General features: G+C 59.5%; 12 protein-coding genes and 1 pseudogene. 7 read left to right on the top strand and 6 right to left on the bottom strand.

The features are described from left to right. Nucleotides 1-100: 100 nt before the first annotated feature. Together ACVOLZ_RS03795 and ACVOLZ_RS03790 are read right to left on the bottom strand one after the other, a co-directional pair. Nucleotides 101-349: a hypothetical protein gene (locus tag ACVOLZ_RS03795; RefSeq protein WP_481515103.1), complete on the bottom strand. Its 249-nt coding sequence runs from the start codon at nt 347-349 to the stop codon at nt 101-103. 544 nt (nt 350-893) lie between these two features. Continuing rightward, the gene (locus tag ACVOLZ_RS03790; protein ID WP_481515102.1) at nt 894-1,814 is read right to left on the bottom strand and encodes a LysR family transcriptional regulator; all 921 of its coding nucleotides are present in this window, start codon (nt 1,812-1,814) and stop codon (nt 894-896) included. A gap of 122 nt (nt 1,815-1,936) precedes the next feature. Between ACVOLZ_RS03790 and ACVOLZ_RS03785 the strand changes: the two genes are divergently transcribed. The 7 genes and pseudogenes from ACVOLZ_RS03785 (at nt 1,937) to ACVOLZ_RS03755 (ending at nt 11,217) form a co-directional block, all read left to right on the top strand. Further along, entirely contained in the window at nt 1,937-2,866 is a 930-nt protein-coding gene (locus ACVOLZ_RS03785) for an alpha/beta hydrolase (protein ID WP_481515101.1), read from the top strand. Nucleotides 2,867-2,886: 20 nt separating this feature from the next. After that, a complete protein-coding gene (locus tag ACVOLZ_RS03780; protein WP_481515100.1) occupies nt 2,887-3,525 on the top strand; it encodes an SDR family oxidoreductase in 639 nt (212 codons plus the stop codon). Between the two features lie 20 nt (nt 3,526-3,545). Continuing rightward, nucleotides 3,546-4,466: an alpha/beta hydrolase gene (locus ACVOLZ_RS03775; protein ID WP_481515099.1), complete on the top strand. Its 921-nt coding sequence runs from the start codon at nt 3,546-3,548 to the stop codon at nt 4,464-4,466. Nucleotides 4,467-4,756: 290 nt separating this feature from the next. Continuing rightward, nucleotides 4,757-9,247 carry an RHS repeat-associated core domain-containing protein gene (locus ACVOLZ_RS03770; RefSeq protein ID WP_481515098.1) on the top strand — a complete coding sequence of 1,497 codons (4,491 nt, stop codon included), beginning with the start codon at nt 4,757-4,759 and terminating at the stop codon, nt 9,245-9,247. Beyond that, nucleotides 9,244-9,501: a hypothetical protein gene (locus ACVOLZ_RS03765; RefSeq protein ID WP_481515097.1), complete on the top strand. Its 258-nt coding sequence runs from the start codon at nt 9,244-9,246 to the stop codon at nt 9,499-9,501. Before ACVOLZ_RS03770 ends, ACVOLZ_RS03765 begins: the two co-directional genes overlap by 4 nt. 158 nt (nt 9,502-9,659) lie before the next feature. Beyond that, nucleotides 9,660-9,912 (top strand): annotated as a pseudogene (locus tag ACVOLZ_RS03760) (transposase); the annotation flags it as partial. A gap of 483 nt (nt 9,913-10,395) precedes the next feature. Further along, nucleotides 10,396-11,217 carry a hypothetical protein gene (locus ACVOLZ_RS03755; RefSeq protein ID WP_481515096.1) on the top strand — a complete coding sequence of 274 codons (822 nt, stop codon included), beginning with the start codon at nt 10,396-10,398 and terminating at the stop codon, nt 11,215-11,217. Between the two features lie 20 nt (nt 11,218-11,237). Here the strand turns inward: ACVOLZ_RS03755 and ACVOLZ_RS03750 are convergent, their stop codons facing one another. From ACVOLZ_RS03750 to ACVOLZ_RS03735, 4 genes are read right to left on the bottom strand one after another with little or no spacing between them, the layout of a single operon-like run. Next, nucleotides 11,238-11,747, bottom strand: coding sequence for a lipocalin family protein (locus tag ACVOLZ_RS03750; protein WP_481515145.1), 510 nt, complete (start codon nt 11,745-11,747; stop codon nt 11,238-11,240). A 38-nt stretch (nt 11,748-11,785) separates the two neighbouring features. Further along, nucleotides 11,786-12,862, bottom strand: coding sequence for an SAM-dependent methyltransferase (locus ACVOLZ_RS03745; protein ID WP_481515095.1), 1,077 nt, complete (start codon nt 12,860-12,862; stop codon nt 11,786-11,788). After that, nucleotides 12,859-13,644: a DUF1295 domain-containing protein gene (locus tag ACVOLZ_RS03740; RefSeq protein ID WP_481515094.1), complete on the bottom strand. Its 786-nt coding sequence runs from the start codon at nt 13,642-13,644 to the stop codon at nt 12,859-12,861. The genes ACVOLZ_RS03745 and ACVOLZ_RS03740 overlap by 4 nt, the downstream gene beginning before the upstream one ends. After that, nucleotides 13,641-14,189: a DUF2878 domain-containing protein gene (locus tag ACVOLZ_RS03735; protein ID WP_481515093.1), complete on the bottom strand. Its 549-nt coding sequence runs from the start codon at nt 14,187-14,189 to the stop codon at nt 13,641-13,643. Before ACVOLZ_RS03735 ends, ACVOLZ_RS03740 begins: the two co-directional genes overlap by 4 nt. Between the last annotated feature and the right edge of the window lies 1 nt (nt 14,190).

Below are 14,190 nucleotides of genomic sequence, written 5' to 3'. Positions count from 1 at the left end.
GCCCTCTCCCCAAGTCACCTGACGATACTTTTACGCTCGTGACTGACCCCAGACAAGATGGTCGCCGAATAGTACCGATACTGTGGGTGATAGTAGGCCCCTATTTGGCAACGACTTCTTGCGCCTGAGTATTGGTTGCTGATGGTGCGATCGATGCTTGAGAGGCACGCTGAACCAAGCGGTCTATGGCTTCTTCATCTGCTTGCCCGGCATGGGCAAACGCACGCGCTGCAGCCTGTCGGATGGTCTCAAGTTTTCTTGCACGTATGGCTGCAGCGAGGGTTTCCGCCTCTTTCTCCAGAGATCGCACGAGATCTTCCAGTAACGTTAAATGCGAGTCTAGGGTCATCAAAGATGCTGGAACGCAAAAGAACTATTTGAACCCGTTGTTGTCGGGCGCACAAGGGAGGCTGATCGGAGAGTTGACCAGTGCACGCGGAGAAAGCTGGTGACTGGACTCGCTACACATACTACAAATCAGCCAGCCAATGTCATCGGGCGGCCCTTGCGCAGGGGGCTAGCGCTCCGGAGCTGCGTGCGCCCCATTCATCACTTCCCAGCTTCTTGAACGCTTGAAAAAGTTGAGTAGTCGGCCGGAACTAACCACAAGCAGCTTGTTGGTTTGGTCATACGTGCGTTGAGGTTCGACGAAGTGCAGACTGCGTGCTTCCGGTGTCAGGTCAAGTGTCTGCAAATATCTGCGAAAGCCCGAACTTCAACCTGCAGCGGCTGGGTGGCTGATTGAGTACCTCAAGATGCAGCGGCGACTCTACTTGTCGGATAGCAGCAGAAGCTCTCTAACGGAGGGGCGAGAGATTAGGGGTTCCTGTTGTGGATAGACTTGGGCAGAGTACTCCTGCTCCAGGTAGATATGTCCGGTAACAGGCCGATGGTTAGGTGAGTAAGATTTCATCGCGCTTTTCAACAAGGAAGTCGAGCAATGCCCGCACCTTTGCGGGCATCTGCTCACGCGTCGGCGTGTAGAGGTAGAAGCCCGCCTGAGTGTGCATCCACTCGCGCAGGACGCGGACCAGGCTTCCGTCAACCAAGTGCTGATGAATCCCAATATCAATGTGCTGGATCAGGCCCAAGCCCTGTAGTGCGGCGCGGGTCATGCCTTCATCATCGTTGGTGGTGAGGTTGCCAGTGACTGCTTGCGTGAAGTGCTGCCCCTTTCTGCCAGGCTCGTTGAAATCCCAGTCGTGGAGTGCGCCGCTGCCGGAGTACCGGTAGTTGATGCAGTTGTGCTGGCCCAGGTCGGCAGGGGTCCTGGGAGTGCCATGCTGCTCGAAGTATGCGGGTGAACCAACCACTGCCATCGACAGTGGCGGCGTCACCGGCACCGCGACCACGTGATCGGCCAGGCTGCGTCCCAACCGAATGCCTGCGTCGCATCCGTCGGCAATGATGTTCGACAACGGCTCAGCCATGATCAGTTCAAGCCGCAGTTTGGGATAGCGGGCGTAGAACTCCACCAGATGAGGCTCGATCAATGCTTTAGCGGCCATCCGTGAGGTATTGACCTTGACCAGGCCGGATGGCTCACCGCTGGCGTCTCCCAGATGGCGGACTGCGTGCTCGATCTCGGCGAGCTTCGGTTGCAGCGTGCTGAACAGCTGCTGCCCGGCTTCGGTAAGCGACATGTCGCGCGTGGTGCGGTAGAGCAGCTTCACCCCCAGCTGTTTCTCCAGTGCCTTGAGGTTTTGCGAGAGCGCGGCCCGCGACACGCCCATCTCCATTGCCGCCCGGGTGAAACTGCGGTGGTGGACGATATGGGCGAACCAGGCCAGCGAGGGAAGGAGGGAAGGATCCATTCCTTATTGTAAATTTCTGCTTATCAGTGTTGTGTCAAATCTGGTCTTCCGGCTACCAATTGACGGGCGTACCTTGCACCTGTCGGGCCGCATCGGCCCCCAGCCACGACAGGAAAGCAGCAATGGAAACGATCAGCTTCCGCAACAGCGACATGTACTGGGACATTGCGGCGACCCTGCAATTTCCTCCCGACTTCGACAAGGGGAAGAAATACCCAGCCATCATAAGCGCGCACCCCATAGGGAGCTGCAAAGAGCAGACCTCGGGGAACGTCTATGGCAAGGCACTGGCTGAAGCGGGCTTCGTCGTGATTGCGTTTGACCGCAGCACCCAGGGCGGAAGTGGCGGCGAGCCACGCTACATCGAGGATCCAACGTTGGCCGTGGAGGACTTCCGTCACGTCGTGGACTACTTGGTCACCCTGCCATATGTGGATGAAGACCGAATCGGGGTACTTGGAATCTGCGGTGGCGGTGGCTATGCCATCAACATCACCATGACCGAACGCCGTATCAAGGCATTGGCGAGCATCACCGGCGTGAACTTCGGACGCCTATGTCGTGAAGGCTTCAGTGGCTATGACCCGATTGGTGCGCTTGAGGCGATGGCGAAACAACGCACTGCAGAAGCGCGCGGTAGCGATCTCCAGGTCGATCTGTTCGTTCCACCTTCGTTGGAGGCCGCGGCGCAGGCTGGTATCAGCGATATCGATGTGCTGGGTGCTACCGACTATTACCGCAACCGCTGCGTGAACGATGGTGCCGGTACGAGAGCATTGTTCTCGCATCGCAGTGCGGCCGTAGGCTGGGACGCGTTCCATCTGGCCGAGACGCTGCTGACCACGCCGATGATCGTGGTGATGGGGGACCAGCCCGGCGGTTTCGGGGCCTATCGCGATGGTCAGGAAATCTACGGTCGTGCAGCTTCAAAGAGCAAGGAACTGGTGGTCGTGGCGAACACCTCCCACTACGAGCTCTATGATCAGCCGGGTCCTGTCGGCAAGGCGCTGGAGCGTGTGGTTCCGTTCTTCAAGCAGCACTTGGCGCGTTAGTCGGTGACCGGGAGGGGAAGATGCTTGAGAACGTCCTGATCCTGGGGGCCTGCGGGCAGATCGCCCGCCAGGTGACCGACATGTTGAGTAACCAGGGCAAGGTCCGGTTGACGCTGCTCGCGAGGCATGTCCGCAAGCTGCATCGTGTTCCTGCCAATGCCCGCATCGTGGAAGGCGATGTTCTGGACAAAATCGTGCTGGCCCGTGCGATGGAAGGACAGGCTCTGGTCTACGCCAACCTCACTGGCGAGGACATCGATGAGCAGGCAAACGCCGTCATCACGGCGATGAAGGCAGTACATGTCAGACGTCTTATCTTCGTTACGTCGCTGGGAATCTACGACGAGTTGCCGGGGAAGTTCCAGAAGTGGAACAAGACGATGATCGGCGAAGAACTCAAGCCTTTCCGCCGCGCAGCAGACGTCATCGAGGCGTCGGGACTGGACTACACGTTATTGCGCCCAGCTTGGCTGACCGACGCGAACAACGTGGACTACGAAATCACATCCAAGGGCGAGACATTCAAGGGTACTGAAGTATCACGCCGCAGTGTCGCGGACCTGATAGCCAAGATCATCGTTGAACCGACGCTTTATGTGCGCGCCAATCTGGGCGTCAACAAACCCGATACCGATGGCGACAAGCCGTCGTTCTATTGAAACATCCGGGAAATACAGCAATGAAGACCAACAAGATCAACATCCCGAACCGCAACGGCCAAGGCATCACGTTGTCGGCCATCATCAACCATCCCGACGGTTTCGATGCGTCGAAGCAGTATGCAGCGGTCATCGTTTCACACCCCGGTGGTGGAGTGAAGGAGCAAACTGCCGGCACCTACGCACACAAGCTGGCAGAGGAGGGGCTGGTCACGATCGCATTCGATCGTTCGTACCAGGGTGAAAGCACGGGAGAACCCCGCCAGTTGGAGAATCCGCATGTCAGCACCGAGGATGTCAGTGCCGTGCTGGATTATCTGACCACGTTGCCTTATGTGAATCCCGGGCGCGTTGGTGCGATGGGTATCTGTGCGGGTGCCGGTTACACCGTGAACGCAGCTATCAATGACCGTCGCCTGAAGGCAATCGGCACTGTCAGCGCGGTGAACATCGGGCAGATGTTCCGCAATGGCTGGGATAACAACGTAACAGACATCGATGCGACTCCCTACATCAAGGCTGGATCCGATGCGCGGACGGCTGACGCGGGTGACAAGGGGTTTGCGACCATGCCTCTGGCGCCATTGAAGAAGGAAGATGCACCGAATGCCGAGTTGGCCGAAGCATGGGAGTACTATCACACGCCGCGTGCGCAACATCCGAATGCACCGGGCGTTGCGACCGCACGCAGCCTGGGCCAGATCATCACCTACGATGCGTACCACAAAGCCGAGGCCTTCCTGACCCAGCCGATACAGATCGTCGTCGGCAGCGTGGCCGGTAGCAAATGGATGAGCGATGATCTGTACTCGCGCGCGGCAAGCACGGACAAGCAGTTCCATGTGGTCGATGGCGCGAACCACATGTCGCTCTACGACGTGCCGCAGTATGTCGAGGAAGCAGTGGCCGTCCTGGCATCCTTCTTCCAGTCCCGGCTCTGAGATGCAGGCGTTAGGCTGCCGTTGATTAGGGATGTTTATCGGGAATAGGGAAGGGCTCCTTCCGGCACACAATGGCTGCTCGCACACTGCATGTGCACCCAGCTGGCCCGAGTGAAGTTGACATTCTTTTGGGAATGGATTAATCAGACGCCCTAGCTCGGTGAGCCGCGCTAGGGGGGACGAGCCACCGGTGGGGTGGTTCGGCTGACGAAGGTGATTTCGACTTGCATGGCAGCACGGTCGGTCCCTACTGCTGACCGCGTCTGCCTCGTTCATGGAGGACGACGGCAATGCGTACCTTTTTGACTCTACGTTCGCTGCTTACATGCTGGATCGCGAGCATTTTGCTGCTGTTCACGGCATCGGCTAACGCTGAAACTTACTGGCTTGATTCGCGGGCCGATCCCAACCAGACCCGCTTCCCCAACAGCGAGGAAGCCTGCCTCACAGGTGAGTTGCAGCGCCGCCTGGACGGATACACGGCCGCCAGTAGCTTGCCGCACCGCATCATTTCGGCCTACGTCGGGCCTGACCTCGGCGGTGAGGTCATTTGCCGCGGTACGTTGCAGAAGAGGCAGTTCAACACTTGGTTCGGGGTCGAGATCGTGGACGTGATGGTCTACGGCCCGAACGGCACCGCGCCGCCATGTCCGCTCGGCGGTCTGGCCGACCCGGAAACCGGGCAATGCGGAATCCCCAAGTGCAACAATGATTGCCCCGCCGACGGTGGCAACCAGTCAAATCCCATCGCCAGCGCCACTGGCAACAAGCGTCAGCGCGAGCCGGATTACCTCGGTACCGGCATGTTTCCTCTGGAGTTCACGCGGTACTACAACAGCCATCGGGTGCCTGACAATCGGCGTCTGCCGATCGGCGTTGGTTGGACACACAGCTATGCGGCCAGAGTGGTGCCGATGTTCGTGGGTAGCTCCGTCACGCGCATCCGCGTGTATCGACCCAACGGCGCCATCCAGACGTTTAACCTAGTCGGCTCCAACTGGGTCGGTGACGCTGATGTACCGGAGCGTCTGACCGCCACGGTGTCCAGCGGAGCCTTGGTCTCGGCAACGTACCGGCGGGCGGACGATACCGTAGAGACCTATAACGAGTTCGGTCAGCTGACAACGATCACCTCTCCAGAAGGGTTCGCGCAGGCACTGACCTATACGGGGGGGGCCAGACTCCTTCGGGTTACCGATCCGCAGGGGCGGACATTGACCTTTGGGTACTCATCAGCGGGCCAGCTCGTCACGCTGACGGACAGCGCCGGGGCGATCGTCACCTTCGGCTACAGCGGCGACGACCTGGTCAGCGCTACCTATCCAAACGCTATCTCAGGCACCAACATTCGTACGTATCATTACAACGAGTTGGGCCAGACCGGCGGTGTGTCGCAGCCGCATGTCCTGACCGGGATCACCGACGAGAACGGAAACCGCTTCGCAAGCTGGGGATACGACGCGAACCGACGTGCGGTGCTGAGCGTGCATGGCCCCTACGCAACCGGCACCGCCGATCGCACGGCGCTGCAGTTCAACGGGGACGGCTCGGCAACAATCACTGACAGCTTGGGTCAGGTCCGCGATTATGCCTTTGCTTCGAGCCAACGAGTCGCCCGGCTCACCGCACTCGACGCACCCTGCGATGGCTGCGCCAACGCCGCTGCTGCGCGGACCTACGACAGTAACGGTTACCCGGCCAGCGCCACCGACTTTGAGGGTAATGTCACCCAAACCACGTACAACACGCGGGGCCTGCTCACCCAGCGCGTGGAAGCGGCCACCGATACCACGGGCAGCAAGCGGACGGTGCAGACCGATTGGCATGCCACGTTCCGTCAGCCAGTAGAACATCGTACCTACGACGCCAGCGGCACCATGGTGGCTAGGGAAACGCTGACCTACAACACCCGTGGTCAGATCCTCACGCAGACCCGAATCGACCCGGTAGCCACGATCAGCCGTACTGTCACCTACGCCTACTGCGAAGCCGGCGGCGTCAGCGGCGGCGCCTGTCCGTTCGTCGGCCTGCCGGTCAGCGTGGACGGGCCACGCGCGGACGTCACCGACCTGACCGGATACACCTACTACCAAGCCAATCACAGCACCTGCGCCTCGTCGCCGACGACTTGCCTCTATCGTAAAGGCGACCTGTGGAAGGTCACTGACGCTTTGGGTCGGGTTACCGAGTTTCTCCGGTACGACGGCAATGGCCGCCCGTTGTCCATCGCCGACCCGAATGGCGTGATTACCGACATCGAGTACCACCCGCGCGGCTGGTTGATCGCAATGAAGGTCCGTGGCCTCAACAACAGTGTCGAGACTGACGATCGCATTACCCGGATGGCGTACTGGCCCAACGGACGCGTACAGCGAATCACCCAGCCCGACGGTGCCTACCTGGACTTCACCTACGACATCGCACAACGGCTGGTACGGATTAAGGACAGTGATGGCGGGTACATCGCTTACACGCTTGATGCCGCTGGCAATCGTGTCGCTGAGGAAACACACGACGCAGCCAATATCCTTCGGCACTCGCTTTATCGGGTCTACAACGTACTGGGTAGGTTGGAAACCACGGCTGACGCTTCCAGCAACCCAACCGACTACGCGCGTGACGGCAATGGTAACCCGACCACGATCATCGATGCGCTGGGTCGCGTCACCAGTCATCAGTATGACCCACTGAACCGACTTGCCCGCACAGTGCAGGACGTCAGTGGCATCGCGGCGCAAACCGTGACTACCTACGATCCCTTAGACCGGATCATCCAGATCACAGATCCCAAAGGCTTGCAGACGCACTACACCTACAACGCGCTTGGCGATCTCTTGCAGCTGGATAGCCCGGACACAGGAATCGCCACCTACGGCTATGACAGTGGCGGCAATCGTACCGATCAAACTGACGCCCGCGGCCAAGCTTCGGCCTACGGCTATGACGTCCTCAACCGGGTGACCAGTGCCACCTTCGCCGGTGCGCCGACCTTAGGGGTGATCTACCAGTACGATACCGTGGGTTCGGCATGCGGTAGCGGTGAAACCTTCGCGCTTGGCCGGCTTACCGGCATCGTAGACGCCAGCGGCAGCACGTCTTACTGCTACGAGCGTTTCGGCCAGTTGGCGCGTAAGGTCCAGGTCACCAACGGGCTCACGTTCGTAGTGCGCTACACCTACACTCCAAGCGGCGACCTGCTCACTCTGACGTACCCGGATGGGACTGTGGTGGACTATGGGCGTGATGCGCAGGAGCGGATCGCACAGATTGGCGTTACCGGCCCGGGAGCTAGCCGTGAGGTGCTGCTGAGCGGGGCCTCCTACGCGCCCTTCGGCGCTACGACGGGATGGAGCTATGGCAACGGCCGACACTTGGGTCGCTCCCTTGACCTGGACTACCGTGTCGCATCGGTCCTCGATGCTGCCTCGGGCGGTCTCGACGCGGGGTTCGCATACGACGCCGTTGGCAACCTGCAGCGGCTGCATGACGGTGCTTTGGCATCGCCGCCGCGGGCCACCCTGGACTACGACAATCTCAACCGTCTGACTGCATTCCGCGACGGTGTGACAGGGGCGCCGATCGACGCCTACACCTATGACGCCACCGGCAACCGTACCTCGTTCGCCAGCGCCGCGGGTACCCAGGCCTATCTGTACACACCGGGTAGCCATCGTCTCGCGACCATTGACGCCGCCGCCCGTGGCTATGACGCGGTGGGCAACACGACGTCAATCGGCGGGACCGCGAAGTCGTTCACCTACGACGCGACCAACCGGTTGAGTGAAGTAAAGACGAGCGGTGTCATCCTGCGCCAGTACGCCTACAACGGCACCGGAGAACGGGTTCGCAGCTACTTCGGTAGCTCGAGCACCTACAGCGTCTACGACGAGGCCGGCCACTGGCTTGGCGACTATGACGGCTCTGGCTCGCCGATCCAGCAGGTGATCTGGATGGACGATCTTCCGGTCGGCCTGCTCGTCGGGGCCTCGCCGGCAACCGGACGCCTCCACTATATCCAGCCAGATCACCTGGGTACGCCGCGTGCGGTCATCGAGCCCACTCGGGATGTTGCTGTGTGGACCTGGGACCTGAAAGGCGAAGCTTTCGGCGACAGCGCTCCAAACGAAGACCCCGATGGGGACAGCATTTCGTTTACGCTCGACATGCGCTTCCCCGGGCAACGTTTCGATGCGGCCAGTGGTCTCAATTACAACTACTTCCGAGATTACGAGACGGGCACCGGGAGATATATCCAAAGTGACCCAATCGGGCTGTGGGGGGGGATCAGTTCGTACGCCTATGTGGGGTCAAACCCCTTGGCCTTCACCGACTATCTTGGTTTGGCGAAAGATCAAGCATGCATTGCTGCCTATGCCGCAGGCGGAGCGGTTTGTGGTGGAGTTGTTGGCTACTATGGTGGCGGTGCATTGGGCGGAGCTGGAGGTGCGATAATTTGCAGCCCGTCTGGTCCGGGTGCGGCTGTTTGCGCCGCGGGTGGTGCAGCGGGTGGAAGCATTCTGGGAGGCGCCGTTGGCGCAGCAGCGGGAGGAATACTGGGCAACCTCGCTGGTCAGGCGATGTGCCCGGATGAGGATGATCGCGAGAAGCGATGCAACGAGAACTTGGAACGTGATTTGGCGACTTGCAGCGTACTGGGAAGGCGATTCGGAAAGAAGGAATACGAAGTCTGCCGACAGCAAGCAATGGCTCGATACGGAAACTGCCTGAGCGGAAGGGACGATGGTATAGATGCCCCGCTGCCACCTTGGGACAAACTATGAATTCTGAAAAGTCAAAGCGCGGAATTCTCGTACGGCTAACTGCCAGCGATGTAGGAATGTTCGTGACCCTGGATGACGTTGAGCAACAACTACCCCTACAAAAAAACTGGCTACAGCGAGAACTAATTACAACAAAGGAAATCGATGAGGTTCAGTTCGATCGATTGGAGTTCGACGAGAAGGAGTTGGCAAACTTCGGCTACTACATAATGGCGAGACTTCATGCATTTAAGAGCATGGGAGAATCGCCATAGCCTAAGTCTGCCGACAGGCCAAAATGGGTAAAAACGCCGCGATCCCGTGAGGGGCGCGGCGTTTTTCTTAGGTGAACTGACCCACCTCCAGAAAACTAGTGCAGGCTAAAGTAGAGACGTCGGTAGCATTGGGCCCCGTGACGAACGAGGCTTCAGGCATGAAGAAGTCCCGTTTTCACCGAGGAGCAAATTGCCTACGCGCTGAAGCAGGCGGAGCTGGGAACGGCAGCGGGCGAGATCTGCAGGAGGGTGGGTATTACCGAGGCCACCTTCTACGTATGGCGGAAGAAGTACGGCGGGCTCGGGCCTTCAGAGTTGAAACGTTTAAGGCTGCTGGAAGAGGAAAGCCCCAAGCTCAAGCAGTTGGTTGCCGATCTCAGTCCGGACCAGGCCATGTTGCAGGAGATGCTCGGCTAAGAGGGGTTTCTTCGACAAACGGCGCTGCTGTCCAAGTAAGTCCAATAGCATCCAATCAACTAAGGGGTACAAGTGGGGGTATTTTCAATGTGAGTTCTATTTTAATTTCATTTAAAACATATGGTTGTATCGACTATTTGGGTCGGATAAGCGCACCATCGCCTGATCCCATGGCGTCCAGGCAAGTCCAGAATTCATGACAAGCCCGCAGAAATGCGGGCTTTTTGTGCGTCTTGGTCCGAGCTTGTCCCCGGACATCTGTGCGGTATCTGGGGTGGCGATGACGGCTGCCTGAGTTTGGTATTGTTGATCGACTGCCATGCCCGGGAACTATTGGGTTGGCCGCTGTCGCATACCGCCAAGACAAGCGCTGAAGACGATGACCCTGGATGCGGCATATGCCGTTACATTTAGCGCGTGGCCAGGGCAGCAGCAGATGGCTCATTGCGGAATCGTTCCGGGATAACCGGCTGTTCGATGAAATATTTTCAACATCGAACAGGACGCGGTTACGCGGCATGCCGTTGCGAATGGCGGCAAAGCGCCGGACCGAAATCATCGAGGGGAGCCGAAAGGAAGATGAGATATTTCAGGGATATCAATTTCCACACCGTTGACTACGATCGAGATGCTGAATGGATTTGGCTCTCAAACAACGTTGATTTCATCTACTCATGTGTTGTTTATCAGGAGAAAATAAAAGCAGCCGGGATTGCAAAATTGAACATCTATCTTGGAGCCCATGACCATCCGTGGGACCGGGAGGTCATCGGCGGGATCACTGCGGTCAAGGAGATGTTTTATCCAAGTGCAATTGACAATGGGCGGGAGTTTTTTGAGCGGTCACTGAGCGATGTAATTGCCAATGCTCTGTATAAATTATCTTCCGCCGGTTGTATGGATCGCCTTTGTGTGGGAAAGGTCGAGGAAAAGGTTCTATCTACGAATTTTGTCTACTCTCATGTTGTGAGTAAATTTCGCAGAGGTACTGATGGCCGAAGATTTGTACTTTCGTTGGAAACGGAGTTTGAATCGGTGCGATTTGTTCTGCTGGATGTGGCGAGAGAGGTCAAGTATCGGTTGTTGAATTTCTGGCCGTCTCCGTGGGTTGCACTGATGAAACTTCAATCGGCTGAATTTACCGAGGATGGCCGCCTGCAGGTTGTCATTCGTTGGCACGATGGTAGTGAGAGGGAAAGGTGGGGACGAAGAGTTTGCGAAGTTGATTCGGAATTGAATTTTCGCGAAGTTGCTGTGGTTGGCGAGAGAAAGAAGGGCTTTGAATTTGAAGTTCCATAGCTGCTTTGGTGCTTGCGTGATCACCGAACCGACTGCGGCACCCGCCGCAGCTTGCTTACGTCATAGCCCATTGCCTTGATGCGCTCCACTGCACGTTGGTAATCCGCCGCCGAAACCTGTGGGGTGCGCGCCATGTACCAGACGTAGTCGCGTTTGCTGCGGGCGACGATGGTCTGGCTGTAGCCATCGTCCACCCAGGCGATGATGTATTCGGCCTGGATCGGCCAGATGAACTGCATGCCCCAGACCGCACCCTTGCCTTCAGCTTCGACCTTGCCGATGGGGTGCATTGATTTCAGTGGCGCCTGAAAGCTGCCTTTGCGATACGTGAAAGTGGTCTGGATGCGTCCGTCGGGCCGCATCGCGTAGCTTTCCACCGCATCGAAGGCTTCGCGCTCGGGCCGCGATGGGATATGCGCGATCACGTACCAATCGCCCATGAAGCGCGGTACATCCACCGACGCCGGGCGCGGGATCGGGCGGGTGTCCAGGTTGCTGCAGCCAGCGCCGAACAAGGCAATGGACAGCATCGACAGAATTGGAAGGGTTCGCATGGTCGGGCCTGCCTTCAGCGTGGACGGAACAGGTAATGCGCCACCAGCCATTGCTGGCCGTCGTCGTAACCGAACAGCTCCGCGCAGGCCATCCAGAACATGCGCCACCGCTGCCACCAGATGCGTGCGGCGGCGTCGCTGCCGTAGGTCTGCACCAGCAGCGGCATGACCTGCTCGCGTGCGGCATCCTGCCGTTGCAGCCAGTGGTTGGCGGTGCGTTGGTAGTGGCTGCCATCCAGCAGCCAGCGCTGCTGCAGCTGCATATCGCGCTGGAAATGCAGCAGGGTATCGGCGGCCGGCATCAGCCCACCGGTGAAGAAGTGGCGGCCCATCCAGTTGTCCTCGCCGATCGTGTCGAACGGATACATGTGCGTGCGATGGGCAAAGATATGCACGAACAACGCGCCATCCGGCTTCAGCCAGCGCGAAATGCGTCCAAGCAGGCGCTCGTAGTTGCGGATGTGTTCGAACATCTCCACCGATACGCAGCGGTCGAAGGTGGCGGCAGACAGCTGCAGTTGATTGACGTCGATGGTCAGCACTTCGACGTTGGCGAAGCCGCGCGCCTTGCACTGGGCCAGGATGTGCTGGCGCTGGCTGTGTGAGTTGGAGATCGCGGTGATGTGCGCGTCCGGGTAGCGCTCGGCCATCCACAAGGTCAGCGAGCCCCAGCCACAGCCCAACTCAAGGATGTGCTGGCCATTGGCGAGGCCGGCGCGCTGCCCGTACAGCTCCAGCATCGCGTCCTCGGCCTGGTCCAGGGTTTCAGTGCCGGTGCGGTAGTAGCAGCTGCTGTACTTCAGGCGATGGCCAAGGCAGGCCTGGAAGAATGCAGCGGGTACTTCGTAGTGCTGGCGGTTGGCAGCATCCACATGTAGGGCTACCGGGCTGCTGGACAACTCGGCGATGCGCCGGCTGAAGCGGTCCGACTGCGCTTGCTGGCCTTCTTCCGATTCTTCTTCCAGTCGCTGTGCGCACAGCTGGCGGATACCCCAACGCAGGGCGGCATCCGGCAACCAGCCGCGCTCGGCCCAGCCGGTCAGCCCGGGCTCGGCATGGATGGTGGAATCCAGTGGCGTGGCTGCGGTCATGGCGATTGCTCCTTGGCAGTGCGAGGAAACCACGGGAAAAACATCGACGTGCTGCGCTGGTACGCGCGGTAGTCTTCGCCACGGCTGCGTAGCGCCTGCTCCTCGGTGAACGGCACGCCGCTCAGGTAGCGCAGGAACAGGTACATCAGCACCGGTCCCGCCCATGCCAGCCACCACAGCGGCGAACCGGCCGCCAGCAGCACGTAGCTGAACCAGTGCAGCCATTCGAAGAAGTAGTTGGGGTGTCGCGAGTAGCGCCACAGACCCTGCCGACACGTGCGGCCTTTGTTGCCTGGGTCAGCACGGAAACGCGCGAGCTGGCGGTCCGCTACTGATTCGCCGAGCACGCTCAACAACCAAACCAAAGCCGCTGCGACTACCCAGCCATAGCCATCGGTGCGCGGGTTGCTGGCCACCGCGACAAACGGCAGCGCGAACAGCATTATCAACAGCGCCTGGGCAATGAAAAATCCGAAGATCTTGCCTTGGTGGCTGTGCCAGTGTTCGCGCAGATACTTGTAGCGGCCGTCTTCGGACTCGTGTCGCACGCGCTGCCATAGATGCAGGGCAAGACGGCTTCCCCACAATCCACCGAGCACGGCCAAGCTGATGCGCGGCAAGGCTGCGCCGTCGCCGAGCCATGCTAGCAATAAGGCAGCAGCGGCCAGGCCCTTGGCCCAGAGCACATCGACGATGCCGATATTGCGATGGCGGCGCTGCCAGGCCCAGCCCCAGAGCATGATCGCCACGGCGTACAACAACACCCAGCCTAGATTGCTCATGTGGAAGCACCTGTCAGTGGAGCTCGGGTGGGTCTCTGGGACCAGCGGCGTGCGCTCGTGACCAGCAGCGTCAGCGCCACGCTCCAGCCGATGCCAAGCAGCAGCAATCCCTGCCAAGCGGGCGCAGCAAGATGCACAGCATCAAAGCCGCGTGCGGCGGATAGATAGGCCAGCGGTGTCAACAGCAGCCCGAACGTCACCGGCAGCAGCCAATGCCGTTGCAGGAAGGCCATCGAGGAAGTCAGGGTCATCGCAAACGCTGCCCACAACGCCATGATCCACGGCGGCGGTGCCCAGCCAAATGGTGCAGCGGCGTAGTCGACGCGGCCGCTTGCCGCCGCCAGCCCGTCAACCAACCAGGCGCAGACCAGTGCCAGCAGCAGCAAGCGCAGCTCGGTTCGCGGCTGCGCGGCGCTGTAAAGCTGACTGACGATGTAGAGCGCCGCGGCCAGCAGGGCCGGCCATTGCCAACCGCGACCCGCACCGGCCACGGCGCACAGCCAGACCAGTTGGTTGCCCAGCAGATTGAGCAGGGTCCGGGGCATA

This window comes from Stenotrophomonas sp. STEN020 (genome assembly GCF_056760195.1).
This window is presented reverse-complemented; position numbering and strand designations above follow the sequence as displayed.

Bases quoted from the DNA above. Each gene is read 5' to 3' on its own strand.
- ACVOLZ_RS03790 (WP_481515102.1), bottom strand. From the start codon at position 1,814: ATGGATCCTTCCCTCCTTCCCTCGCTGGCCTGGTTCGCCCATATCGTC.
- ACVOLZ_RS03795 (WP_481515103.1), bottom strand. From the start codon at position 349: ATGACCCTAGACTCGCATTTAACGTTACTGGAAGATCTCGTGCGATCT.
- ACVOLZ_RS03735 (WP_481515093.1), bottom strand. From the start codon at position 14,189: ATGCCCCGGACCCTGCTCAATCTGCTGGGCAACCAACTGGTCTGGCTG.
- ACVOLZ_RS03745 (WP_481515095.1), bottom strand. From the start codon at position 12,862: ATGACCGCAGCCACGCCACTGGATTCCACCATCCATGCCGAGCCCGGG.
- ACVOLZ_RS03780 (WP_481515100.1), top strand. From the start codon at position 2,887: ATGCTTGAGAACGTCCTGATCCTGGGGGCCTGCGGGCAGATCGCCCGC.
- ACVOLZ_RS03775 (WP_481515099.1), top strand. From the start codon at position 3,546: ATGAAGACCAACAAGATCAACATCCCGAACCGCAACGGCCAAGGCATC.
- ACVOLZ_RS03755 (WP_481515096.1), top strand. From the start codon at position 10,396: ATGAAATATTTTCAACATCGAACAGGACGCGGTTACGCGGCATGCCGT.
- ACVOLZ_RS03740 (WP_481515094.1), bottom strand. From the start codon at position 13,644: ATGAGCAATCTAGGCTGGGTGTTGTTGTACGCCGTGGCGATCATGCTC.
- ACVOLZ_RS03765 (WP_481515097.1), top strand. From the start codon at position 9,244: ATGAATTCTGAAAAGTCAAAGCGCGGAATTCTCGTACGGCTAACTGCC.
- ACVOLZ_RS03770 (WP_481515098.1), top strand. From the start codon at position 4,757: ATGCGTACCTTTTTGACTCTACGTTCGCTGCTTACATGCTGGATCGCG.
- ACVOLZ_RS03785 (WP_481515101.1), top strand. From the start codon at position 1,937: ATGGAAACGATCAGCTTCCGCAACAGCGACATGTACTGGGACATTGCG.
- ACVOLZ_RS03750 (WP_481515145.1), bottom strand. From the start codon at position 11,747: ATGCTGTCCATTGCCTTGTTCGGCGCTGGCTGCAGCAACCTGGACACC.